The sequence below is a fragment of the Brevibacillus fluminis genome (genome assembly GCF_052072235.1).
Classification (GTDB): Bacteria; Bacillota; Bacilli; order Brevibacillales; family Brevibacillaceae; genus Brevibacillus_D; species Brevibacillus_D fluminis_A.
On the sequence record NZ_CM125436.1, the window covers coordinates 4272767 to 4295377 of the forward strand.

Below are 22611 nucleotides of genomic sequence, written 5' to 3' on the forward strand. Positions count from 1 at the left end.
AAAAAGACCGATCGCTCACGATGGAACGATCGGTCTTTTTCGTTACACGTTAAATCGGGCAATCATCTGCTGCAGCTGCTCGGACATTTTCGCGAGCAAGGCCGCCGATGCCGTGATCTCTTCCACCGAGGCGAGCTGCACCTCGGAAGCATTCGATGCCGCCTGTGCCCCCGCAGCACTATGTTCGACGACTGCGATCATCTCGGAGAAGGACGCAGACAGCTGGTCCGTCCCGCTCGTCACATCGCGGGACGTGTCGCGCACCTGCATGATGCGGCCGGTCACCTCGTCCACCGCCGTCTGGATTTGCCCGAACGATTCGCCCACCTGATGGACGAACCGGATGCCTTCCTGCACCTCATCCGCGCTCTGCTTCATGGATTGCACCGCACGCTTGATCTCGTTTTGGATGTCGACGATCAATTCGGTGATCTGCCGGGACGATTCCGCTGACTGTTCCGCCAGCTTGCGCACCTCGCCTGCCACGACGGCAAACCCGCGTCCGTGTTCACCCGCCCGCGCCGCTTCGATGGCTGCGTTCAGCGCAAGCAAATTGGTTTGCGCCGCAATCCCTGTGATCGCCTCCACAATTTTTTCGATCTCTTCGGAGTCTTTGCCCAGCTCATTGATGTGATCGGCCAAGTCATGCACCGTCTTGTTGATCGAATCCATCTGCGCGATCGCTTTGCCGATCCGTTCGCTGCCCGCCTGCGCGATTGCGGAAGTTCGTTCGGCATAGCCCGAAACCTCGGTAGCCCCCGCAGCGATCTCGCTGAGCCCGCCAGCCATTTGCGTGAGCGCCGCAGCGTTTCCTTTTATATGAATGACCTGCTTTTCCGCATCGTGAGCCGCCTCCTGGATGCCGAACGCGATCTGCTCGCTCGCCTTGCCGTTTTGCTCGATGCTTGCCGTCAGCTCTTCGGCCGACGCCATCACCATCTCCGCGTTTTGCCCGACCTGGCGAATCAGCTCGCGCAAGCTCGAGGTCATCCGGTTGAAAGAAGCAGCCAAATCGGCCAGCTCGTCTTTCGTCCCGACCTCGATCGTCTTGGTTAAATCCCCTTCCCCATCGGCAATCTCGCCCATCTGGCGGCTGATCCGCCTGATCGGCCTGACGATCCCTTTGATCAAGAGGAGCGCAAACACAACCGCAATCACCAGCGCACTGGCTGCCCCGGCGATGATGGTCAGCTTGGCCTGATCTGCCGCTTCCGTCGTTTGCGCTGACGCTGCGTCCACGATATTGCTCACATTTTTCAAGATTTGCTGGTTGATCTTGTTGAACTCATCCATCGCGCGTTTTCCGTTGCCCAGCTTGTCCAGCGCTTCCTGCTTCTTCCCGCGCTTGACCAGATCAACCTGGCTGTCGAAATACTCCTGCAGCAGCTTGATTTGCGGATACGCCTTGTTTTCGATCAAATCTTTCATGACCGGATGGTTTTCTTCATACGATCGGATTTGGGCCAAATCTTTGACCAGCTCTGCCGTCCCGATGAAGTACGGTTCCAAATACTCTTCTTTCTCGGTCAGGATGTAACCGCGAACCCCGGTTTCAAGCTGCACCAAATCGGTGTGCAAATCCCGCGCCGCCTCCCCGATGACCATGGCGTCATGCACGATCTCATCGCTTTTCTGCTCCATCAACGATGTTTTCCAGTAGCTCATGCCGCCTGTCGCAATCATGACGAGAATGATGATGACGAAAGAGAGCGTGATCTTGGCCTGTACGGTAAAACGGATTCTGTTTCTCACACAAAAAACCCCCTTACCATCGCGTTGTGTATCTCTATTGTAAAGCGTGGTATTCACTCATTGTAAAAGGATGGCGATCAAAATTCAAAATATTTTCACTGTATAAAATTCGATACATTTTCTCATCTCTTATACACTCCCCTTTTTCACGTGTACGCCAATTTAGACAGTTGCCGTGAAAAGACGGGTAAAACCGTTTGGCACAAGACTTGCGAGAATGCAAGCGAGGACATTTCCTAAAACAAACATGCGAGAGGAGTTTCACAATGGCCAAATTCGAAGGTGTTTATGTCGCGCTCGTCACCCCCTTTACCGAGAGTTATGAAGTTGATTACACGCGTCTTCATGAGCTTTGCGATTGGATGATTACACAAGGGGTACACGGCCTCGTGCCATGCGGTTCTTTGGGCGAATATGCCTCGCTGACTGTAGAAGAGCGGGCAAAAGTGGTCGAAACGGTCGTCGCGGCTGCGAAAGATCGCGTCCCTGTCGTTGTCGGTTCCGGTGCTCCTTCCACCCAGCAGGCGGTCGGATGGGTCCGTCAGGCGAAAGAGGCGGGCGCTGCCGGAATCATGGCGCTGCCGCCGATCAACTACCGTCCGCTGGAAAATGAAGTCGTCGCCCACTATGAAGCGCTGGCGAGCGTGGGGCTGCCCATCATCGCCTACAACAATCCGCACGACTACAAAGTCGATCTGACCCCGGATCTTTTGGCAAAGCTCAGCAAGATTGACAACATTGTCGGTGTAAAAGAATTTTCCGGAGATGTGCGCCGCGTTCACGAGATTTTGGCAAAAACCGATTTGGAAGTGATGATCGGCGTGGATGATCTGGCCATGGAAGGACCGCTCTTCGGTGCGACCGGCTGGATCGCAGGCGTCCCGAACGCATTGCCGAAAGAAGGGGTCGAGCTGTTCCGCCTGTCCCGTGAAGGCAAGCTGAACGAAGCGATGGAGCTGTATCGCCGCCTGCTCCCGCTCTTCCACTACGATGCCAGCCCGCAGCTCGTGCAATCGATCAAATACATGATGGAGCTGGCAGGGTTCCCTGTGGGGCCGACGCGTCCGCCGCGCCTCCCGCTTTCTTCCGAATATTATGCCGGGATCAAGGAAGCGTACGATTTCGCTGTTCGCGGGTAACCCGCTATGGCTGTGCCACGTTGTTGGCGCAGCCTTTCCCAAGCATTCGCTGCGTCTTACTACTACTATGTTTTCGATAAAGGAGGCAAACCGATGGAGAGCAAAAACTGGATTGGCGGCGAGTGGATTACCCCTACCGGCAACGAGGCGGTCGTCACAAGCCCATCCAATGTGGAAGAACAGGTCGGGGTGATTCACTATTCCGACGCGAGTCATGTGCGGGCGGCAGAGGAAGCGGCCCGTCATGCCTTTTCGTCCTGGTCGCGTCTGACCGGCGCCGCCCGCGCCGACTATTTGTCCAAAATGGCAGCGGTGTTGGAACGGAATGTGGATGAATTGGCGACGCTCGCCAGCCGCGAAATGGGCAAGCCGATCAGCGAGATGCGCGGAGAAGTGGTCCGCGGCATCAATCTGCTGCGCTACTATGCCGGGGAAGGCGTTCGCGCCAACGGCAGCATCATCCCATCAACGGACACGAATGTTCTGCAATACGCCAAGCGCGTGCCATTGGGGGTCGTCGGGATCATTACGCCCTGGAACTTTCCCGTCGCGATCCCGATCTGGAAAATCGCTCCCGCCCTCATCTGCGGCAATACGGTCATCTGGAAGCCTGCCGACATCGCTTCCTTGACGGCGGTTCGGATGGCGGAGCTGTTCGCGGAAGCACAGCTTCCTGCCGGCGTCCTGAACCTGGTCATCGGTAAAGGACGCGTGATCGGCAATACCCTGCTGAATGAAACCGCGCTCGATGCGGTCAGCTTTACCGGCTCGACATCGACGGGACAGGAGGTTGCCGTATCGTGCGCACGGCGCAATATCAAGTATCAGACGGAAATGGGCGGCAAAAATGCGGCGATCGTGCTCGCGGATGCCGATCTGGACAAGACGGTCCCGATGATCGTAAGCGGTGCCTTCCGTTCTGCCGGCCAAAAGTGCACGGCTACAAGCCGGATCATCGTCGAGCGGGGTGCGTTCGAGCCATTCGTGGAGAAGCTTGCGGCCGCTGTCGCAGCACTCAAAATCGCGCCGGCGCTCGATCCGGCTGCCTATCTCGGCCCCGTAGCTTCGCGCGACCAGTTTGCGAAAGTGAATGAGTATGTGGAGCTTGCCCGCAAGGAAGCGGAGATTGTCGCCGAAACGGCTCCGGTTGCTTCAGGGGAAAACGGCTATTTCATCAGCCCGCTGATCGTGCAAGGGGTCGGGGCCAGCCACACATTGGTCCAGGAGGAAATTTTCGGACCTGTGGCTACCTTGCTGCAAGCAAGCGACTTTGACGAGGCGATTGCGCTTTGCAACCAGACGGTATTTGGCTTGAGCGCTTCGGTCTTCACGAACGACCTGTCCAAAGCGCACCGCTTTCTCGAGGAGGCTCACGCGGGCATGGTGCGGGTCAATCAGGAGACAGCGGGCGTCGAGTATCAGGCACCGTTTGGCGGGATGAGGCTCTCCAGCTCGCATACGCGTGAGCAGGGCCAGACTGCCCTCGATTTTTACAGCCAAATCAAAACGTGCGCGATCAAGCATACGCTCTGATCCATGCCGAATGTCAGGCGGTTCCCCGTGGCGGACCGCCTGTTTTACTTTCATTCTCCTCTTCCCCATGCGGACAGGAACAAGTCGAGCAACAGCAAAACGAAAACCAGCGGAAGCCACCACGCGGATTTTCGTTTTGCCATTTGTTTTGCTTGTGCCGGAGGCGTAGCTTCATTGACGATGCGCATCCATTCCATGGATCGATCCCCTCCACCTGTTGGTTGCCGCGAAAGGTGAATCCGCAGCATGAAGCTTTCGCCTACAGGGTCACCTCGACTCCCATGCCCAGCGCTTTCGCCTTGTCGACCATCGCTTTGGCGACGACCACGTCCATCGCAGCCAATCCCACCGACTTGAAGACGGTGAGTTCATCCTCGCGCTCGCGGCCGTGTTTTTCCCCTGCGGCGATTTCGCCCAGTTCGGCATAAATACGCTCCGGCGCGAACACCCCTTGTTCGATCGGCAGCAAGAGATCGCCCGTCTCGTCCAGCGCGCCTTCCACCGATTCCACTACGACTTTGTCCGCCCGCGCGATCACATCGGTCGGCAGTTCCTGCATCGTCGGTCGAAACGAACCGATCGCATTGATATGCGTGCCCGCTCCGATCGCTTGCGCGGAAAAGACCGGTGTCGGAGAATTCGTCGCCGTGATGACGATGTCTGCCCCGTAAACGGCATCGTCGGCCGTTGCAGCAACAACCACCTCGACCGTTGACCCGAACTGCTCGGTCAGCTCTGCTGCGAAGCTTTCCGCCTTTTGCCGGCTGCGGTTGTACAGGCGAATCTGATCGATCGAGCGCACGGCTGCGACTGCGTTTACCGCGCCGCGCGCTTGTGCCCCTGTGCCGATAACGGCAAGCGACCTGGCGTTCTCGCGTGCCAGATGTTGGGTCGCCAGCCCGGAAGCCGCGCCGGTCCGCAGCACCGTCAAATAAGACGCCTCCAGCATCGCAACGGGCTCGCCGGTCATCACATCAGCGAGGATGACCACGCCGTAAATTGTTTTTTTGCCTTTTGCGCCGTTATCGGGAAAGACGGAGACGAACTTGAGACCGAGGCTATCGGTCGCTTCTACCAGGGAAGGCATAAAAATCGAGGTGCCGTTGCCTTTCTGCACAGGCAGAAAGGTGCGGATCGGGGACAGGGCACGATGTGCAGAAAATTCTTGCAACGCGACGCTCACAGCGTCGATTGCCTCATGAACGGACAGGATCGCTCGTTGCTCCTTTGCGCTTACAATCAGCAAATGGGTTCCTCCTCTCTTCTCGTCAAAACACGTGCGCGTACGCTCAGCTAAGCAAAAACCCGCTGCCGAGCGGATCGGTCGGATCGACCACAAACTGATGCAGCCCTGTGATAAACGCCTTGCCTTCGATGGAAGGGATGACAGCCTCGAATTCGCCCACCTTCGTATCCGCGACGACATGCGCGACGAACTGGCTGCCGACAATGCCTTCATGGACAAAATTTTCGTTTTGCGTAAGCTGCCCGCGTTTGTACAAGGCAGCGATGCGCGCAGCCGTACCTGTGCCACAAGGCGACCGGTCGATTTGCTCATCGGCGAAAATCGTCACGTTGCGCAGATGGGAATTGGTTTTCTTCGGCTCATCGGAAATGATGACACCGTAAATCCCTTGCAGTTGCCCTTCAAGCGGATGCTGCACCGTCATGCGCGATTCGATCTGCTCCTTGATGGCGCGGCCCCATTTCTGCAGCTGCGGCAGTTGTTCGATCTCCACGCTGACCCCCAGTTCCTTGGCGTCGACGATGGCGTAAAACGCGCCGCCAAACGCGATATCGACACAGAAGCTGCGCCCGTCAAGCTCAATTCGCACATCCTGGGCAAAGACAAACGACGGCACATTCTCAAAAGAGACAGATTTTACTTCCGTACCTTCACATTTCGCATACGCGATGATTTTTCCTGCTGGGCTGTCGATGACAATGCGCGGATTGTCCCCTTTTATTTGCAAATAGCCGGTTTCAATCGCCACGGTCACGACCGCGATGATGCCGTGTCCGCACATGGTGGAAAAGCCCTCGTTATGCATGAACAATACGCCGAAATCGGCATCCTCGCTGACAGGCGGCGTGATGACGCAGCCGTACATGCCATGGTGGCCGCGCGGCTCATGCATCAGGACGCGGCGAATATCGTCCAGATGCTCGCGGAAATAGGCCCGCCGCTCCAAAATCGTCGAGCCCTTGAGCGGGGGAATCCCTCCTGTGATGATGCGCAGCGGCTCGCCGCCGGTATGTGCATCGATGGTGGTATACAGTTTTTTTGCCTGCATAATAGCACCCCTTTTTCTCTTAGTGATCGTCCGCTGGCGGAATCAACAGGAAGCCTTCTGCCAATTCATCGCGCTCGTCGATAAAAAATTTGTGAATCCCCATGATCCAAGCCGAACCGCTGATCTGCGTAACCACCGCTGGCAAGCCGCCCACCTCGGTCGTGGCGAGCACGCGTCCGCGAAACAAGGAGCCGACGATGCTCTCGTGAACGAATTCGTCCCCTAGCCCGATTTCCCCTTTGGCAAACAAAACCGCCAGCTTCGCCGATGTGCCCGTGCCGCATGGCGAGCGATCGATTCCTCCGGGCGGCACGATCACGGTATTTTTCACCGTGGCCTCCGGGTGTGTGGGCTCGGTATAAAACTCTACATGCGTCACTCCTTTGATGTACGGCGCCTCCGGATGGGCGACTTCCACCGCGGCATTGATCGCCTTGCGAATGCGCACCGCCTCCTCGATAATGCGCGACGCATTGGCTGGCACCAGCTCGAGGCCAAGCTTGCGCGCATCGGTGATCGCATAAAAATTGCCGCCGTAGGCAATGTCGCAAGCAACCTGTCCCAGCCCCTCCACCTCTACTTCGATGCTGTCATAGAGAAAAGCTGGGACATTCTGGAACGTCACTTGCCTGGCTTTGCCATCCGCAACCTCGATCGCCACCTCCACCAGCCCAGCCGGAGTATCCAGCTTCAGTGTCGTGACCGGCTCTTCCACCGGGATCATGCCCGTCTCCACCAGCGCGGTGCAAAAGCCGATGGTATCATGGCCGCACATCGGCAAATAGCCGCCTGTCTCAATATAGATCACGCCGATATCGGCATCAGGATGACAGGGGTCCACCAAGAGCGCCCCCGACATCACATCGTGACCGCGCGGCTCAAACATCAACAGCTTGCGAATCCAGTCGTGCCGGGCCTTCATTTCCAGCATTTTCTCCGACATGGTGCGCCCCTTCAGCTTGGGCAAGCCGCTGATCACCGTCCGGGTCGGATTGCCGCCCGTATGCGTGTCGACTGTCGAAAACATTTTTCGTGATTTCATCTTCCACCCTACTTTCTATCGATTTCTGGCCAGAAAGCGCTCCAGCCGAAGCGGCTCGGTCGGGATGCTCGTCACCGGCTGTTCGGTCAAAAGCTCGCAGACAAGCTTGCCTGTAATCGCAGCCAAGCTGATCCCGTCGCCCTCATGGCCTGCTGCAATGATGAAGCCGGGCACCTCCTCCACGCGCGAAACGATCGGCAGATGATCCTCGGTCCACGGTCTCAGCCCGCAATAGGTACGGATCAGGCTGAAATCGCCGATTTTCGGATAAAACCGCGTTGCCCTTCGCGCCATGCAGCGCACGACGTCCAGGTCGACGCGCGTATCGAACCCGACGAACTGGCGGCTCGATCCGATCAAAAAGTTTTGGCTTTCCGTCGGTTCGAACACGAGCGCCACCCCGTACCGCTCGGTTTCAGGGTCGACTTTGCGCTTGCCGCCAAACTTGGAGATCAAATAGCCGAATTCCATCACCTTGCGCAGCCCGACGTTTTCCTGGCGGGAGGCGACGATCAGATGACCTTTGCGCGGATGGATCGGGATGTCGATTCCGACCATTTGCCCGATCCGCGGAGCCCAGACTCCTGCCGCATTCACCACCTGCCTGGCCGTGATTTCCCCCCAGCTTGTGTCGATGCGAAACTGCCCGCCTTCACGCCGAACATCTGTGACGTCTGTCTTTTGTAGGATGCGCGCTCCGTGCTTTTTCGCACCCTCAAACAAGGAAAAGGTCATCAAATACGGGTTCACGGTCGAATCCGTGGCGCATTCCAGTCCCCCCAGCAGATCGTCCGCGAAAAATTTGGATTCGTTGCGAATGTCTTCGCGATCAAGCATGCGAAAAGGCAGCCCGATCTCTTTTTGCCGATTGACCCACTGCTGTGCGGCCTCCATCTCCTCCTCGCTTTCGCAGACGAGGATGCTGCCGGGGGCGCGGTATTCAAAGGGATGCTCCAGCTCTGCCGCCAACTGCGCAACAAGCTCCTGGCTTTTGCGCGACATCAGGCTGTCGAAGCCCGGATCTTTATCGATCGCCAGGATGTTGCCATCGCAGCGCGACGATGTGCCGCAGGCCAGCTCGCCCCGCTCCACCACGATGACATCCAGCCCCGCTTTCGCTGCGTAGTACGCAATCGCGCTCCCGATGATCCCGCCGCCGATGATCGCGACCTCAGCATTCGTTTTATTCGTCATGGCGATCACTCCCTTGCTGAAAAAATAGTGTGGTATGCAGCTTGCAATGAATCGAAGCGGTTGCATCGCTACTTTTTTAGCTAGCAATTGCTATGCCAGCTCTTTTACGGCGCAATTCCCTGATGATTCTGTCTAAAAATCTTTACGCGCTTTCGGTTCCGTGTATAATGAACTGGAAAGTGACTAAAAAATCATACATTTTCAGGCAAAAGGAGGTTTTTTCCATCAAACATAAATTGCCTTTGCTTGCTGAAGTGATGAAGTCTGCTTTTCCCGCCGATCGTCCCGCCTCCGATCCGTCATGGACAGGTCTGCCCACCGTTCCCGTCGACGCTGCGCTGACAGCCGCTGCGGAAATGTTCGGCGCGAGTGAAGAGCTGCTTGTTGTCAATGCCCGGCACGACATCATCGGCTATTTGACCAAAACAGACACACTAGCGGCTATCGCCAGCGCTTATCAATATTTGGAAGCCTATTTCGATACGATCATTTCCACAGTCGAGGAGTCCATCTCGGTCATCGATGAAAACGCCAACATTATCGTCTGGACGGAAGGCGCGGAAAACATTTTTTCCGTCGCGGCCGCTGACGCCATCGGCAAGCCGATCACCGACTTTTTTCCCGTCGACATGCTGATGACGCTCAAAACGCTGCAGACCGGAGAGTCCGTCTACCGCAAGCAGCACCAGCCGCGCGAGGATTTGTTCGTCTTGATCAACTCCAACCCGATCCGGCTCCATGACCGGATCATCGGCTCGGTCGCCGTCGAAACGGACGTGACCAGCCAGGTGCGGCTGAATCAGGAGCTGTATCACGCCACGTCCAAAGTGCACAGCCTGCAGCAGGAGGTCGCCAAGCTGAGCCCCTCCGCCGATCCGTTCTACAACATCAAAGGCAGCAGCCTCGTCATCAAAAAAATTACCGAAAAGATCAAAAAAGTCGCTTCCACCAAAGCGACCGTGCTGTTTTTGGGCGAAAGCGGCGTCGGCAAGGAGCTGTTCGCCCGCGCGACCCACGATATTCGCGAGAACCCCGATGCTCCTTTCATTGCGATCAACTGCGGCGCAATCGCGCCGACCTTGTTTGAAAGCGAGCTGTTCGGCTATGAAAAAGGCGCCTTTTCCGGCGCGGACCAAAAAGGCAAAAAAGGGATGATCGAGCTGGCGCGCGGCGGCACCCTGTTCCTCGATGAGGTCGGAGAAATGCCGCTCGACATGCAGGTGAAGCTTTTGCGCGTGCTGCAGGAGAAAAAGTATTATCCGGTGGGTGGCACGAAGCAGGTTGAGGCCGACTTCCGCGTGATTGCCGCCACCAACAAAGACTTGGCCGAGTTGGTCAAGCAAGGACAGTTCCGCGAAGACTTGTACTACCGCCTCAATGTGGTGACGATCAAAATCCCGCCGCTGCGCGAGCGGATCGAGGACATCATCGAGCTGTGCCACTTTTTCCTTTATGAGTTTTCCATGCGCTACAACCGGCCGATCAACAGCATCTCGCAAACGGTCATGCAGGAGATGCTCGCCTACCAATGGCCCGGCAATATCCGCGAGCTGCGCAACACCGTGGAGCGTCTGGTCGTATTCGCGACGGACGGGATCATCAAGGAAGAGGATCTGACATTCCCGCAGCAGGCCAAGCAAAAAACGTACGCCAGCCTGCTCCCGGACGAGCTGATCAATTTGCAGCAGGAGCTTGACGTGCATGAGAAAAAGGTGATTTTGCATGCGCTTGAGCTGGAAAAAGGCAACAAGCTGGCGGCGGCCAAGCGGCTGGGGATTTCGCGGGCGACCTTGTACAACAAGATGAGCAAGCTGAATATCCCGGTGACCTGAACGATTCGTTGTCATACAAAAAAGGTATAGGAGGGCAGATCGTCCCCCTATACCTTTTCCCTTTTTTCGCTGCTACTCGCTGTAGCCGTTCGGATGTGACCGATGCCAGTTCCACGCGCTTTCGATGATGGTTTCCAATCGGGTGTATGCCGGCTTCCACATCAATTCATTCCGCGCTTTGCCCGATGATGCGATGATGATGGCAGGATCGCCTTCCCTTCGCGGGCTCACACGTGCCGGAATCGGATGTCCCGTACACAGGCGGGCCTTCTCCACCACTTCTTTCACAGAAAAACCGATGTCACTCCCCAAATTGTACACGTCGCTCCGGTTATGCTTGCGCAGGTGCTGCAAAGCCAGCCAATGCGCATGAGCCAAATCAACGACATGGATATAATCGCGCATGCAGGTTCCGTCCTGAGTCGGGAAATCGTCGCCAAAGATATGGATCATGCTGCGTTGGCCGAGAGCAACCTGGAGGATGAGCGGAATCAAATGGCTCTCCGGCTTGTGATCTTCGCCGATCATCCCATCCGGATGGGCGCCGGCAGCGTTGAAATAGCGCAGCGAAATGGAACGGACCCCATACGCCCGATCGCACCAGCGAAACATGTTTTCCATCGCAAGCTTCGTCTCTCCGTAAGGGCTGGTCGGCTCTGTCGGATCGCCCTCCTGAACCGGGATGCGCTTCGGTTCGCCATAGGTGGCTGCAGTCGAGGAGCACACGGCTTTTTTCACGCCATGATCGATCATCGCGCGAAGAAGCGTATACGCCCCGAGCAAGTTGTTGTCATAATACTTCAGCGGTTCGAGCACGCTCTCCCCGACCAGCGAGCTGGCTGCAAAATGAATGACCGCTTCGATCTCCTCTTGCCGAAAGATGGCATCCAATACGTTACGGTCGCGAATATCCCCTTGATAGAACGTCCCGCCGACAATCGCCTGTTTATGTCCAGTGCTGAGGTTATCGACGACCACGACTTCCTCGCCCTGTCGCAGCAGCTCGGCCACGGTATGGCTTCCGATATAACCCGCTCCCCCTGTCACGAGAATCGCCATCTTCTCCCTCCCCTTGCATGGGCATGAGCATGTTCATTTTCACCATCAGTAAAATTTGGCATTGCTTTCAACCGACTGGGCGATGTCTGCAGGCAGCTGCTTGCTTTTCGCTCTGAGCCTTTGCAGTGCAGCACGGCCAAGCTGGCGTTTGTTTTCAACATAAAACGCGCAGATGGAAATTTCATAGTCGAACAAATAGTCATAGACGCGAAAATCGACGAACAAAATATCGTCTTTGGGAAACGGGATTTCTTTGCCTTGCAGCGCATACATCAGCGCGATGCGATGCTTTGACTGGTTTCGAAACATGCGGGCGAGAAAATACAGGGGCTCTGCGCGGTTCGGCCGATATTCCCACGCGTTTTGATAGGACAGGATCGCAAGGGCAGCCCATTGTTCTGCCGGATGCGTAACGGAGCCGATTTCCGCTTGATCTGCCGGCTCGTTTGTTTTTTGCAGCTGCTGGCGTTGGCAGGAAGCGCGATTTGCCAAAGATTCATAGCATATCCCGATCTGTAGCATCGAGTAAAACACTTCTTCCGCCCAGCCCCCAGCCTCCACTCGTTTCTTATACCATTTGATCGCTTCTTCAAACTCGTTGAGACAATAGTAGGTTTGCGCCAGGTAAAACATATAGCGCGATCGCAAATCGGGCGGGGTTGTCTGATCGTGGAGTCCCTCTACCAGCAATCGTTTATCCCGTTCAAATTTATCGCTTTTACTGCCCCCATCTTCCTGGTCATCAATGATCAGCCCATCGAGCTTTCCGCGTGACTCAACATATCCGGATTGCTCGCGCTCCAGCCTTTCGCGGTCCAGTCCCCAATACTCGTGCGTCACCCCTATGCATTTCCACGGCAGCGACGTCTTGATGAGACGGGTGTTCCAATATTGAATCTGCCTGTTATACTGCATGAGCATGTAAAGGTCTTTTTGCAGACTCGCTTTATCGAAATGCGGCTTTGTTTCCAAAATCATATCGGCATCGAGCAACAGCAAGTAATCTGCGTCCGCATAGGTTTGTTGCGCTAAGGCAACCGACAGGCTGCGGTTATAGCCAAAATTTCGAAACGCTTCATGGTGGATCGTCACCGGTATCTCATTTTCCATGCACCAGTTTTCAATGATTTCCGGTGTCCGGTCTGTGGAACCTGTATCACAAATCGACACATAATCAATCACAGGCTTTGCCGCTTGCAGGCATCTTTCAATGATGGTTGCTTCATTTTTTACGATCATGCAAAGGCATATTTTTTTCGTGATTCCGGGGCTTCGGGTTGCTGTATCTCCGCTGACTTTCAATGGTGCAAGTCCCCCTCTCTGCTTCTTCCTACCGCCTGTATCCGTATCTTTCTCTTGCAAAACACAGGCTGGCTCCGTTTTCCTTTCGCTACTGTATGCGGCACTACTCGGCAATGTGAGCAAAAAAAGAGAGATGCACAGCACTCGCTTCCTGTACATCTCCTTAAGTCTTAGCCGTATGTTTACTCCATCGAGGCCCATTTCCAGTCGATGGCGCCCAGCGCGTCGGTGACAACGCCCTTCACCTTGTCGTTCTTCACCCATGTGTGCGTGTAATAATAAATCGGCATGATCGGCATGTCGTCCATGATGATTTGTTCGGCCTGGCGCAGCAGCTCGGATCGTTTGGCAGGATCGGACTCCAGGCCGGATTGGTTCAGGAGTTCCTTGTATTTCGGATTTTCCCAGCGCGTATCGTTGTTTCCGCCGTTTTTCTCCTTGAACAGCTCCAGGAAGTTGATCGGGTCGTTGAAGTCCGCCGACCAGCCGAGACGCCCGACCTGGAAGTTCCCCTCATGCATTTTTTCCAGGTACACTTTCCATTCGGAGTTTTCCAGCTTCGTTTCCACGCCCAGATTTTTGCGCCATTGATCCTGGATCGCCTCGGCGATTTTTTTATGCCCTTCGGACGTATTGTACGAAAGCGTAATCGGCGGAAGCTTGGAGAGGCCCAGCTCCTTCATCCCTTCGGCGAGCAGCTTTTTGGCGTTGTCAAAATCTTTGTCCTTGAAGTAACCGTCCGGGTTCAGCCACATGGATGGCGGAACCGGCCCCATCGCAGGCTGCTCATTGGCTTGCAGGACATTGTCGATCAAGGCTTGGCGGTCAATTGCATACGTAAAAGCTTTGCGAATTTTCACATTATTGAAAGGAGGCTTTTCGGTGTTGAATTTGTACCAGTACGTCGCCGCTACCGGATGGACGTTCAGCTTGCCTGAATCTTTGAGGGCCGGCAGCGCATCGATCGGCAGCGAGCTTAGCGGATGCCCCGCCCAATCCAGCTCGCCGTTCTCAAACATCGACAGCTCCGTATTTTCGTCTTCCACCATGGAAAACTCGATTTTATCCAGCTTTACGGTATCTTTGTCCCAATAGTTTTCGTTTTTGAGCATGATCAGCTTGCTCTTGTGGTCCCACTTCTCCATTTTGAACGGACCGTTGCCGACGTGTGTTTTGGCATCCATCGCCCAGTTCGGATTGGCCGAAACGACCTTCGGATTGACCGGATAATACGTTTGGAAGGCGGTCAGCTCCAGGAAGAACGGCGTCGGGTTTTCCAATTCGACCTTCAGCGTCTTGTCATCGATTGCTTTCACGCCGACGTCTTCCGCTTTGGCTTCGCCTTTGTTGTATTTTTCGCCGTTTTTTATGTAATAGAGCTGATACGCGTAGTTGGAGGCTGTCTTGGCATCGAGCGCCCGCTTCCACGCATATTCGAAATCGTGCGCCGTGACCGGATCGCCGTTGCTCCATTTGGAATCGCGGAGGGTAAAAGTGTAGGTTTTCAGATCGGGAGATACCTCGATCTTCTCGGCGACCGCTTCATGCGGCTTGCCATCCTCGCCCGAGCGCGTCAGCCCGTCAAAAGTTGCGCGGACGATGGCCGCCGATGTTGTATCCTCCGCGATGCCCGGATCTGCCGACGGCGGCTCGGAGTGCAGATTCCACCGCAGCACCTGCTCTGTTTTTGGCTTTTCCGCCGGAGCCGGCGTGCTGTTTTGCGCCGGCTGTGCAGGCTGTGGATTCGGACTTTGCGCTTCCTGTGCCCCCTGCCCGCCGCATCCTGACACGACTGTTCCCAGCACGACAGCAGAGCTTACCCATGCAAAAACTCGTTTTTTCACGATATGTCCCCCATTTCCTTGTCAATATGCTGCTTGGTTACAAGATGTGCAAGAGCCGTACCATGGAAAATCGGCTTGGAAACGGGGAAAAGTGTTTACGTTCCTTTACATCGTGTCAAAAACATTGTCTAACTTCATGGAAACGCGGCTTATTCGTTGAGCGGCTTTTGGGGATAATCGGAGATCATCTGCTTGTTGATGATCCGAATCGATTTCAGCGGCGCATCTTTGCTGTCAAAGCCCAGATACACTTCAATCTCGCCCACGGCATAATAGAGACTGTAATCGCCGTTCACCTCGCTGACTCCTTCGTCAATCGGGGCGCCGAGCGCCTGCTTGATCGCATTCAATTCAGTCTTGTCCGCCCATTGCGCGCCCAAATCCATGCAGTACACGCGATCGTGGCCGTCGAAATAGAGAACGCCATGCGCGAGCTTTGCAAATGCCGTGTATTGGCCGCCGTCGTAATCATCCTGCTTGGTGATCGGGCCGTATTTTTTCAACACGCTTTCCTTCGTCGTCCCGATCGCGATGTCGATCCCCTGGACGCGGCCGTCCTTTAGCATGGGCAAAAACTTGCCGTCCAGGATGACTTTTCCTGCTGCCTGTGCCTCGTCAGGCTGTGGCGGGGAAGGCTGCTTGCTGTCCCCGGGCTTGGTTCCGGTTGGCGAAACGGGTGGGACCGTCCCCACGCTCCCGTTTTGTCCGGATGGCGTCTGGGGCGCTTTATCGCTCGCTGGCGCTGCCGCATCCGGTTTATTTCCATGCTCATCCGGTTGCTTGTTCGCAGAAGCGGCACAGCCGCCTGCAAGCAGGCAACCGCATACAGCCAGCGTGATGATCTGTCGCTTGAATCTCATGTCACATTCTCCTCTTCCGTGATCATTCATGCTCGATTATACCATAATTGTAAAAATTTTCTTTTCCGTCAATCGTGAAGGACACGCTTTTTGGCTACACTTTCTTGTACAAAAAAACCTCCCCGTATGTAGGGAGGCTCATTCGTCATTCATTTTGCTTACGCTTGCTGCACTTGCGCTTCTGCTACCAGCTTTTGAATGCGCGCCGGGTTGAAGCCGAGCACTTGCTTGCCGCCGATCACCGTTACTGGCACAGACATCATGCCCATGCGGCTCAATTCATCGAAATACGCTTGGTTTTCGTCGATGTTGCGCTCTTCAAACGCGATGTTTTGGGATTCGAGGAATGCTTTCACCTGTTTGCAGTAGGTGCATGTGCTGCTGGTATATACGATCGCTGTCATGTTGATTTCTCTCCTTTGCCTCTCTTAACGATAATGATTTTAAACTAGGAACAATTATCATTTTACCCGATTGGAGATGAAAGTCAATATCTTTTTGGAATGATTCTAAACAAAAACCTTGGGCTTTGGTGGAGGTGAGGGAATTTTTGCAAGAAAGTTACGCGGATGCTCTTACGATGCCTGCTGGGGGTTGGAAAGAACGGCTCCGCGAAAAAAACGGAAACTGCGCCCCAAAGCCACACGCTGCGCGGCGGGTGTATCTCAAAGATGCAGATGTGGCGCAAAGCGTTTCCGTTTTTTTCGCAGAGCCTGGCGGGCATCGTAAAGGCATCCGCTCCACTTTCTTGCAAAAATTCCTTCGCTGCGGATTTGTTGAGGGATCAATCATGGAAGATATAGTAAGGGAAAAAATACTAGAAAAAGATCCTATCAAAGTAAAAACAGACCATCCGTTTTACTAGACGGGTGGTCTGTTTTTCTATTAGCAGCCGATTCGTTTCAATTCTTTTGTGTACGTGGTGATCACCTGTACCTCGCCTTTTTCGGTGATGTAGACGTCATCCTCGATGCGCACGCCGCCTACTTGTGGCAAATAGATGCCGGGTTCGATGGTGAATAAAAGGCCTGGTTGGATCAGGTTCCCGTTTTCGCCGTGGATGGATGGTTCCTCGTGAATTTCCAGTCCGAGGCCGTGGCCGATGCGATGGTTGAAGTAGGGGCCGTAGCCGCATGATTCGATGTATTCACGGGCCGCGCGGTCGATGGTGGCAAGCGGTTTGCCGACGGCTACCGCATCGATGGCGCGCTGGTTGGCTTCACGGACGGTTTCATAGATGCGCACCTGCTCGTCCGTGCCTTCCCCCATGATGAACGTACGGGTGATGTCGGAATAGTAGCCGTCTTTGACCACGCCCATGTCGAGCAGCAAAAAGTCGTTTTCTTCCAGCTTTTTAGCGCCTGGCTTGCCATGCGGCAGCGCAGCGTTTTTGCCTGCCAGCACGATCGTGTCAAACCCGGGCGCATCCGCGCCAAACACACGCATCTGGTATTCCAGCTCTGCCGTCAGCTCCGCTTCGGTCATCCCGATTTTGGCGTGAGTGAACGCGTGCTCTACGACTTGCTCGATGATTTGGACGGCACGGGTAACGTACGCGATGTCCTGCGGTGTCTTTTTCAGACGCAGCCCCATGATGAAAGGCTGCACGTCCGTGTAGGCAGCATCCGGAAATGTTTCACGCAGCCGCTCATACTGCCAGAAGCTGACATCCTTCTTCTCGACGCCCATTGTGCCGAGCGTTGCGCCTACCTTGCTGCGCAGCACCTCGAACGGATTTTCCGTATCGGTGATCGGCACGATCGTGCAGCCTGCCGCAGCGGCCTGTGCCGCTTCCCGATCCAATGACGGCACGAACAGAAGTGTCTGTTCGTTGCGGTTGTCCTGCACGAGCGCGAGAAAACGCTCATGCGGATTGCAGCGGAAGCCGGTCAAATAGTACACATTGATCGGGTTCGTCACCATCGCGGCATCGAGCCCTTGCTCTGCCATGAAAGCGCGCAGAGCCCCTACGCGGTTTTGAAACAGTTCGCTCATCTTTTTCCACCTCATCATTATGTATCATCCGTTCTTACGTCTAGCCACTTTTGCCTGATGCTGTCTTCCAGTATACACCCTCACCCGCGCTTGCGGCAGCAGGCTTTGCGGAAATTGCGAGCAGCATGTCACTCGTCCTTCCTCCTTGGAAAAATAAGCAACTTTCGTGCCAAAACCGCTTTGCATCTTTCGCTTGGAAAAAGGACTCGATTCATCTGTCCCCACCGTCAGCCTGATTTTTTCATGTCCAAAATCCAAGACATTTTCTTACTATTTATACACCACGTTTTTCCACTGTATGTTCGATTAGACATCGCCACGCTTTCCATCGGGAAAATGAGTGCGGCATGGGAGTTGCATTAAACAACAGTCACAAGGGGGAGATACCACATGGACCAATCGAAAACAATCGTGTGCCGCTGTGAAGAAGTGACCTTGGGTGAATTGGTTGCAGTCGCCAACGCCTACCAATGCTCGTCGCGCGAGCTGAAGCTGCGCACTCGGGCAGGGATGGGCTACTGCGGCGGACGCACCTGCCGTGCCCTTGTCGATACAATCGCTCACCAAAGTAGCGGGCAAACGCCATCCCATTCCGTGCCGCTCGGCTATCAGCCGCCCGTTCGCCCCATACCATTCGATCTGCTCGGAGGGAACCGATGAACCCACACAACGCACGTATCGAGCATCATCCTGTTTTAGGCACGCTGCCGCCAAGAAAAACGATCCGCTTTCGGTTCGATGAAACGATATATGAAGCAAAAGAAGGGGAAACCATCGCCGCCGCCTTGCTTGCGAACGGCGTGCGCACCCTGCGGCTCCAGGAGGAGAAAGGAACGCCGCGGGGATTTTACTGCAACATCGGCCATTGCTTTGAATGCCGTGTAACCGTTAATGGCAAACAAGGGATACGCGCCTGTCTGACGCTCGTCGACGATATGATGGAGGTCATCTCTGGCAAGCCGTTTTCGTCCCCTTTGAAAAAAGGAGGGAACCACGCATGAGCGAGTGTATCATCATCGGAGCCGGCCCCGCAGGATTGGCTGCTGCCATCGCCGCAGCCAAACAAGGCGTATCCGTACGGGTTATCGACGAATTCGTCAAACCGGGCGGCAGATTGCTCGGACAGCTGCATCAGGAGCCGGATGGCGAATGGTGGAACGGGATCGAGGAAGCCGAAAAGCTGGTCGCCGAAGCAAAGGCAGCCGGCGTTTCCCTTTCGTTAGGAACGTCCGTTTACGATCTGCAGAAGACGTTGGACGGCTGGCGTGTCTCCACGACAGACGGGATTCTCGATGCTCCCGCCGTGCTGCTGGCGACAGGCGCTGCGGAAACCGCTGTTCCGCTGCCCGGCTGGACGCTGCCGGGCGTGATGTCCATCGGTGCTGCCCAAGTCATGACCAATGTACAGCGCGTGCGCGTCGGAGCGCGCGGCGTCATCATCGGCGTCAATATTCTTTCCGTCGCGATCACCCGCGAGCTTCAGCTGGCCGGCATCCATGTGGATCGCATGGTGCTCCCGCCGGTAAATGACGTGAACAAGCATCCTGCCGATCCCGCGCATGTCATGCAATCGCTTTTGCGCGTCGCACATCTCGCCCCTTCGCCGTTGATCCGCCTGGGCAGCAGGCTGATGCAGAGTGCCGGCATGCAGCGGCTTGGCGTCCGCTTTTTTCCGCCGCAAGGGGTCAAAATGTGGGGCATCCCGATCCAGCTGCGCACAGCCGCGCTGGAAATCATCGGCTCCAATCAGGTAGAAGGCGTGCGGATTGCGCGAATTGCGCCCAACGGCACGCCGGTTCCCGGTTCAGACCGGATCATTCCGGCCGACTTCGTCTGTATCGCGGGAGGGCTTTACCCGTTAGCGGAGCTTGCTGCGGTAGCAGGCTGTCCGTTCGCTTACATCCCGGAACTCGGGGGGCATGTGCCGCTGCATGATGAACAGATGCGAACGCCGCTCGACGGACTGTATGCGGCAGGCAACATCACTGGCATCGAGAGCGCCAAGGTGGCAAAAGCGCAAGGATATGCCGCAGGCTTGAGCATTGCCAATACGCATGGCCCCAATGCGGGCACATTGGAAGATGAGCTGGCAAGGGCGATCCGGCAGGTAGAACAGGTGCGCGCGCAGGCTACGATCCAGTTCCATCCGTACATTCAGGAAGGACGCCGCCGCATCGCCTCGCTGTATGCTGCGCATGTGCAGCAGGCAAGCGCAATGGCTTGAGCCAAACGCTTCCGCCCACGGTCATTCCCAACCATTTCCACGAAACCATTCCACACGCCGCCAACGCGAACAGGTGCGGCAGCAAGGAATGGTTTTTTCGCGTTTCTCCCCTATCGAAAACAAATGAAAATCGTGGAGAAATTGTGAAAAATCAATGAAAAACGTAAAAAGTATGTCACAATCAATTGAATGTGTTTTACTTTATATTCACCCCTGTGCTATAGTTGGTAACACGAAATCTTCACAATCTTTCCATCAATCCAATTTCAATGTGCAATGGGGTGTTCTGATGCTGACAAAAATGGTGAAACAGCTTCCGCGTACCTTCTCGATTCCGGGTACACTGCAATTCGTGCTCAACGGTTCGCTGATTTTGCTTGGAACCATGTTGAGCGTTCTGCTTATCCGGGAGCTGATACATTTCAGCGTGGTCATCCTGGTCAAGGAAGCGAACATCCACTACTTTCTGGAGGAAATTTTGGTCTTCTTCCTCTACTTTGAGTTCATCTCGATGATCGTCAAATATTTTCGCGACAGCTACCACTTTCCGCTGCGCTATTTTTTGTACATCGGGATTACGGCCATGATCCGCATCATCATCGTCGATCACAACAATCCGGTCAACACGCTCCTCTATGCCGGTGTCATCCTCACCTTGATCGTCAGCTACTACATCATCAACAAAACGCCGCGTGAGCGACCATAGCTTGGCACCTGCTCCTCTCCACGCAACACCTTCGATTGGCGGCTGTTTTCCGGCACACCTCCGGCAAGCGGCCGTTCTCTCTTCCCCTAGGTCACTTTCAATCACTTCTGGATACATCCACCTGTTTGCAAAACTGCCAGAAACCATTACAGAATCGGTGTAAACCTTTATAATGAAAGGGTTCTCATTTTTTCACGATACAGCCAGATGGATACTGAGGTGACCGCATGAAACTCCTTCGCTTCAAAAACATGCGCATCAATCTGCTGACACAAATGGTTTTGCTCATTTCTGTCGTGATTTTGATCAGCATGTTCGTCGGCAATTATTTGTTCACGCTCATCGTCGACGATATTTTGGACCGTTACCTCGGAAACCAGGCGATGACGGTCGCAAAATTAGCCGCCATGAACGAGCGTATCATCGAAGCGTTCGATGATGATGATCCGTCCAAAGTCATTCAGCCGATCGCCGAAAGCATCCGTATCGCTACAGGCTCAAGCTATGTCGTCATCGGGAACCGGGATGGCATCCGCTATTCCCACTACAACCCGGAGTATATCGGCCAGAAAATGGGGACGAGCAATGCGCCTGTCTTTTATGAAAACAAATCGATCATTTACCGGGGGTCCGGCATTTCGGGTCCCGCGATCAAAGCGAAAACGCCCATCTACAACAAAAAAGGCGAATTGATCGGCGTTTCGTCCGTCGGGTATGTGATGGACGAGGTCGAAAGACGGATCGGTGAATATCGCGACGATATTTTGCGGCTTTTGCTGCTGGTCTTCCTCTGTGGAATCGTCGGCGCCTACCTCATCGCGCGGCGCGTCAAAAAGCTGATCTTCGGCCTGGAGCCGGAAGAAATCTCTTTTCTTTTTACCGAAAAAGAAGCGATTCTCGAATCGATCCGCGACGCCATCGTAGCTGTCGATATGGAAGGCCGGGTCATCTCGATGAACAAGCGGGCCCGCGAGCTGCTTGAGGATGATGTGAGAGTCGGTGCCAAGATTCAAAACCCGCGCATCGCCGAAACGATTCAGGGCATTACGCACAATCGGCAGGAAGAGATTATTCACCAAAAAATCTTACTCGGCCACGAGATTTTTGTCATCGATTCGTCCCCGATCTTAAAAGAAAACCAGATCAAAGGCGTCGTGATCACCTTCCGCACGGAATCGGAAATTGAGCAACTGAATACCGAGCTGATGCGGATCAGTTCGTTTTCGGACAATATGCGGGCGCAAAATCATGAATATTTGAACCGCTTGAATACCATTTACGGTTTGCTGGTGCTGAAGGAATATGACAAGGTCATCGAGCTGATCTCGGACGAGGTGAAAGAACGCCAGGATGTGATTGCGTTCCTCATGTCCTCCGTCAGCGAACCGTATATCGCGGCATGCCTGCTCGGCAAAATCAACCGCTCCAAAGAGCTGAAAGTTACCCTCGACATCGATCCGGACAGCAGCCTGACCGAAATCCCGCATACGATCAATGCCAAAGCCCTCGTCAGCATCCTCGGCAATGTCATTGACAACGCGCTGGAAGCTTCCCTTGAATTGCACGGGACAGCCGCCGCCGTGTGCGTCTCCTTTACCGATGTCGGACGCGACCTGATCTTTGAAATCGAGGACAACGGGCCGGGAATTCCGAAAGACTTGGAGGCAAAAGTGTTTGAAAGCGGTGTTACCACCAAGCCGGGCGATAATCGCGGACTGGGCCTTGCGATCGTCAAAAATGCGATCGAACAGTTGCATGGCCAGATTTTTTTAGCGAAAAGCCAGCTCGGCGGGGCACGTTTCACCATCGTCATTCCAAAACAATAAACAGCAGAA

The 22611-nt window shown here is 54.9% G+C and carries 21 protein-coding genes; 9 read left to right on the forward strand and 12 right to left on the reverse strand.

Going from position 1 to position 22611, the window contains the following annotated elements; genetic code table 11:
* Positions 1-42: 42 nt before the first annotated feature.
* The gene (locus tag ACTID9_RS21165; RefSeq protein ID WP_441066853.1) at positions 43-1752 is read right to left on the reverse strand and encodes a methyl-accepting chemotaxis protein; all 1710 of its coding nucleotides are present in this window, start codon (positions 1750-1752) and stop codon (positions 43-45) included.
* Between the two features lie 266 nt (positions 1753-2018).
* Here ACTID9_RS21165 and ACTID9_RS21170 point away from each other — a divergent pair, with 266 nt between their 5' ends.
* Positions 2019-2891, forward strand: coding sequence for a dihydrodipicolinate synthase family protein (locus ACTID9_RS21170; protein ID WP_441066854.1), 873 nt, complete (start codon positions 2019-2021; stop codon positions 2889-2891).
* A gap of 93 nt (positions 2892-2984) precedes the next feature.
* Positions 2985-4424 carry an aldehyde dehydrogenase family protein gene (locus tag ACTID9_RS21175; protein ID WP_441066855.1) on the forward strand — a complete coding sequence of 480 codons (1440 nt, stop codon included), beginning with the start codon at positions 2985-2987 and terminating at the stop codon, positions 4422-4424.
* A 50-nt stretch (positions 4425-4474) separates the two neighbouring features.
* Here ACTID9_RS21175 and ACTID9_RS21180 read toward each other — a convergent pair whose 3' ends face one another.
* The 5 genes from ACTID9_RS21180 to ACTID9_RS21200 form a co-directional block, all read right to left on the reverse strand.
* Entirely contained in the window at positions 4475-4621 is a 147-nt protein-coding gene (locus tag ACTID9_RS21180; protein WP_441066856.1) for a hypothetical protein, read from the reverse strand.
* A 62-nt stretch (positions 4622-4683) separates the two neighbouring features.
* Complete coding sequence (locus ACTID9_RS21185) at positions 4684-5670, reverse strand: ornithine cyclodeaminase family protein (protein WP_441066857.1); 987 nt, start codon at positions 5668-5670, stop codon at positions 4684-4686.
* A gap of 43 nt (positions 5671-5713) precedes the next feature.
* Positions 5714-6718: a proline racemase family protein gene (locus tag ACTID9_RS21190; protein ID WP_441066858.1), complete on the reverse strand. Its 1005-nt coding sequence runs from the start codon at positions 6716-6718 to the stop codon at positions 5714-5716.
* Between the two features lie 19 nt (positions 6719-6737).
* Positions 6738-7760, reverse strand: coding sequence for a 4-hydroxyproline epimerase (locus tag ACTID9_RS21195; RefSeq protein ID WP_441066859.1), 1023 nt, complete (start codon positions 7758-7760; stop codon positions 6738-6740).
* Positions 7761-7775: 15 nt separating this feature from the next.
* The gene (locus tag ACTID9_RS21200; protein ID WP_441066860.1) at positions 7776-8954 is read right to left on the reverse strand and encodes an NAD(P)/FAD-dependent oxidoreductase; all 1179 of its coding nucleotides are present in this window, start codon (positions 8952-8954) and stop codon (positions 7776-7778) included.
* A 257-nt stretch (positions 8955-9211) separates the two neighbouring features.
* Between ACTID9_RS21200 and ACTID9_RS21205 the strand changes: the two genes are divergently transcribed.
* Positions 9212-10786, forward strand: coding sequence for a sigma-54 interaction domain-containing protein (locus tag ACTID9_RS21205; RefSeq protein WP_441066861.1), 1575 nt, complete (start codon positions 9212-9214; stop codon positions 10784-10786).
* A gap of 72 nt (positions 10787-10858) precedes the next feature.
* On the opposite strand, the gene galE is transcribed toward ACTID9_RS21205, so the two are convergent.
* From galE to ACTID9_RS21230, 5 genes are all read right to left on the reverse strand, one after another.
* Entirely contained in the window at positions 10859-11845 is a 987-nt protein-coding gene (gene galE / locus ACTID9_RS21210; protein WP_441066862.1) for a UDP-glucose 4-epimerase GalE, read from the reverse strand.
* A gap of 45 nt (positions 11846-11890) precedes the next feature.
* Entirely contained in the window at positions 11891-13084 is a 1194-nt protein-coding gene (locus ACTID9_RS21215; protein ID WP_441066863.1) for a glycosyltransferase, read from the reverse strand.
* 245 nt (positions 13085-13329) lie between these two features.
* Complete coding sequence (locus ACTID9_RS21220) at positions 13330-14991, reverse strand: peptide ABC transporter substrate-binding protein (RefSeq protein WP_441066864.1); 1662 nt, start codon at positions 14989-14991, stop codon at positions 13330-13332.
* Between the two features lie 149 nt (positions 14992-15140).
* On the reverse strand, positions 15141-15851 hold the full coding sequence (locus tag ACTID9_RS21225) for a hypothetical protein (RefSeq protein ID WP_441066865.1): 711 nt from the start codon (positions 15849-15851) through the stop codon (positions 15141-15143).
* Between the two features lie 158 nt (positions 15852-16009).
* A complete protein-coding gene (locus ACTID9_RS21230) occupies positions 16010-16255 on the reverse strand; it encodes a glutaredoxin family protein (RefSeq protein WP_441066866.1) in 246 nt (81 codons plus the stop codon).
* 146 nt (positions 16256-16401) lie between these two features.
* Between ACTID9_RS21230 and ACTID9_RS21235 the strand changes: the two genes are divergently transcribed.
* Positions 16402-16716, forward strand: coding sequence for a hypothetical protein (locus ACTID9_RS21235; protein ID WP_441066867.1), 315 nt, complete (start codon positions 16402-16404; stop codon positions 16714-16716).
* 20 nt (positions 16717-16736) lie between these two features.
* Here the strand turns inward: ACTID9_RS21235 and ACTID9_RS21240 are convergent, their stop codons facing one another.
* Positions 16737-17846, reverse strand: coding sequence for a M24 family metallopeptidase (locus tag ACTID9_RS21240; protein WP_441066868.1), 1110 nt, complete (start codon positions 17844-17846; stop codon positions 16737-16739).
* A 390-nt stretch (positions 17847-18236) separates the two neighbouring features.
* On the opposite strand from ACTID9_RS21240, the gene ACTID9_RS21245 reads away from it, so the two are divergent.
* From ACTID9_RS21245 to ACTID9_RS21265, 5 genes are all read left to right on the forward strand, one after another.
* Entirely contained in the window at positions 18237-18506 is a 270-nt protein-coding gene (locus ACTID9_RS21245; RefSeq protein WP_441066869.1) for a (2Fe-2S)-binding protein, read from the forward strand.
* Positions 18503-18847, forward strand: coding sequence for a (2Fe-2S)-binding protein (locus ACTID9_RS21250; RefSeq protein ID WP_441066870.1), 345 nt, complete (start codon positions 18503-18505; stop codon positions 18845-18847). Before ACTID9_RS21245 ends, ACTID9_RS21250 begins: the two co-directional genes overlap by 4 nt.
* The gene (locus tag ACTID9_RS21255; protein ID WP_441066871.1) at positions 18844-20070 is read left to right on the forward strand and encodes an NAD(P)/FAD-dependent oxidoreductase; all 1227 of its coding nucleotides are present in this window, start codon (positions 18844-18846) and stop codon (positions 20068-20070) included. The genes ACTID9_RS21250 and ACTID9_RS21255 overlap by 4 nt, the downstream gene beginning before the upstream one ends.
* Before the next feature lie 289 nt (positions 20071-20359).
* A complete protein-coding gene (gene psiE, locus ACTID9_RS21260; RefSeq protein ID WP_441066872.1) occupies positions 20360-20776 on the forward strand; it encodes a phosphate-starvation-inducible protein PsiE in 417 nt (138 codons plus the stop codon).
* Between the two features lie 227 nt (positions 20777-21003).
* Positions 21004-22602 carry an ATP-binding protein gene (locus ACTID9_RS21265; RefSeq protein ID WP_441066873.1) on the forward strand — a complete coding sequence of 533 codons (1599 nt, stop codon included), beginning with the start codon at positions 21004-21006 and terminating at the stop codon, positions 22600-22602.
* Positions 22603-22611 lie beyond the last annotated feature (9 nt).

Bases quoted from the DNA above. Each gene is read 5' to 3' on its own strand.
- ACTID9_RS21225 (WP_441066865.1), bottom strand. From the start codon at position 15,851: ATGAGATTCAAGCGACAGATCATCACGCTGGCTGTATGCGGTTGCCTG.
- galE (WP_441066862.1), bottom strand. From the start codon at position 11,845: ATGGCGATTCTCGTGACAGGGGGAGCGGGTTATATCGGAAGCCATACC.
- ACTID9_RS21180 (WP_441066856.1), bottom strand. From the start codon at position 4,621: ATGGAATGGATGCGCATCGTCAATGAAGCTACGCCTCCGGCACAAGCA.
- ACTID9_RS21190 (WP_441066858.1), bottom strand. From the start codon at position 6,718: ATGCAGGCAAAAAAACTGTATACCACCATCGATGCACATACCGGCGGC.
- ACTID9_RS21200 (WP_441066860.1), bottom strand. From the start codon at position 8,954: ATGACGAATAAAACGAATGCTGAGGTCGCGATCATCGGCGGCGGGATC.
- ACTID9_RS21195 (WP_441066859.1), bottom strand. From the start codon at position 7,760: ATGAAATCACGAAAAATGTTTTCGACAGTCGACACGCATACGGGCGGC.
- psiE (WP_441066872.1), top strand. From the start codon at position 20,360: ATGCTGACAAAAATGGTGAAACAGCTTCCGCGTACCTTCTCGATTCCG.
- ACTID9_RS21175 (WP_441066855.1), top strand. From the start codon at position 2,985: ATGGAGAGCAAAAACTGGATTGGCGGCGAGTGGATTACCCCTACCGGC.
- ACTID9_RS21250 (WP_441066870.1), top strand. From the start codon at position 18,503: ATGAACCCACACAACGCACGTATCGAGCATCATCCTGTTTTAGGCACG.
- ACTID9_RS21265 (WP_441066873.1), top strand. From the start codon at position 21,004: ATGAAACTCCTTCGCTTCAAAAACATGCGCATCAATCTGCTGACACAA.
- ACTID9_RS21205 (WP_441066861.1), top strand. From the start codon at position 9,212: ATGAAGTCTGCTTTTCCCGCCGATCGTCCCGCCTCCGATCCGTCATGG.
- ACTID9_RS21230 (WP_441066866.1), bottom strand. From the start codon at position 16,255: ATGACAGCGATCGTATATACCAGCAGCACATGCACCTACTGCAAACAG.
- ACTID9_RS21245 (WP_441066869.1), top strand. From the start codon at position 18,237: ATGGACCAATCGAAAACAATCGTGTGCCGCTGTGAAGAAGTGACCTTG.
- ACTID9_RS21215 (WP_441066863.1), bottom strand. From the start codon at position 13,084: ATGATCGTAAAAAATGAAGCAACCATCATTGAAAGATGCCTGCAAGCG.
- ACTID9_RS21255 (WP_441066871.1), top strand. From the start codon at position 18,844: ATGAGCGAGTGTATCATCATCGGAGCCGGCCCCGCAGGATTGGCTGCT.
- ACTID9_RS21170 (WP_441066854.1), top strand. From the start codon at position 2,019: ATGGCCAAATTCGAAGGTGTTTATGTCGCGCTCGTCACCCCCTTTACC.
- ACTID9_RS21240 (WP_441066868.1), bottom strand. From the start codon at position 17,846: ATGAGCGAACTGTTTCAAAACCGCGTAGGGGCTCTGCGCGCTTTCATG.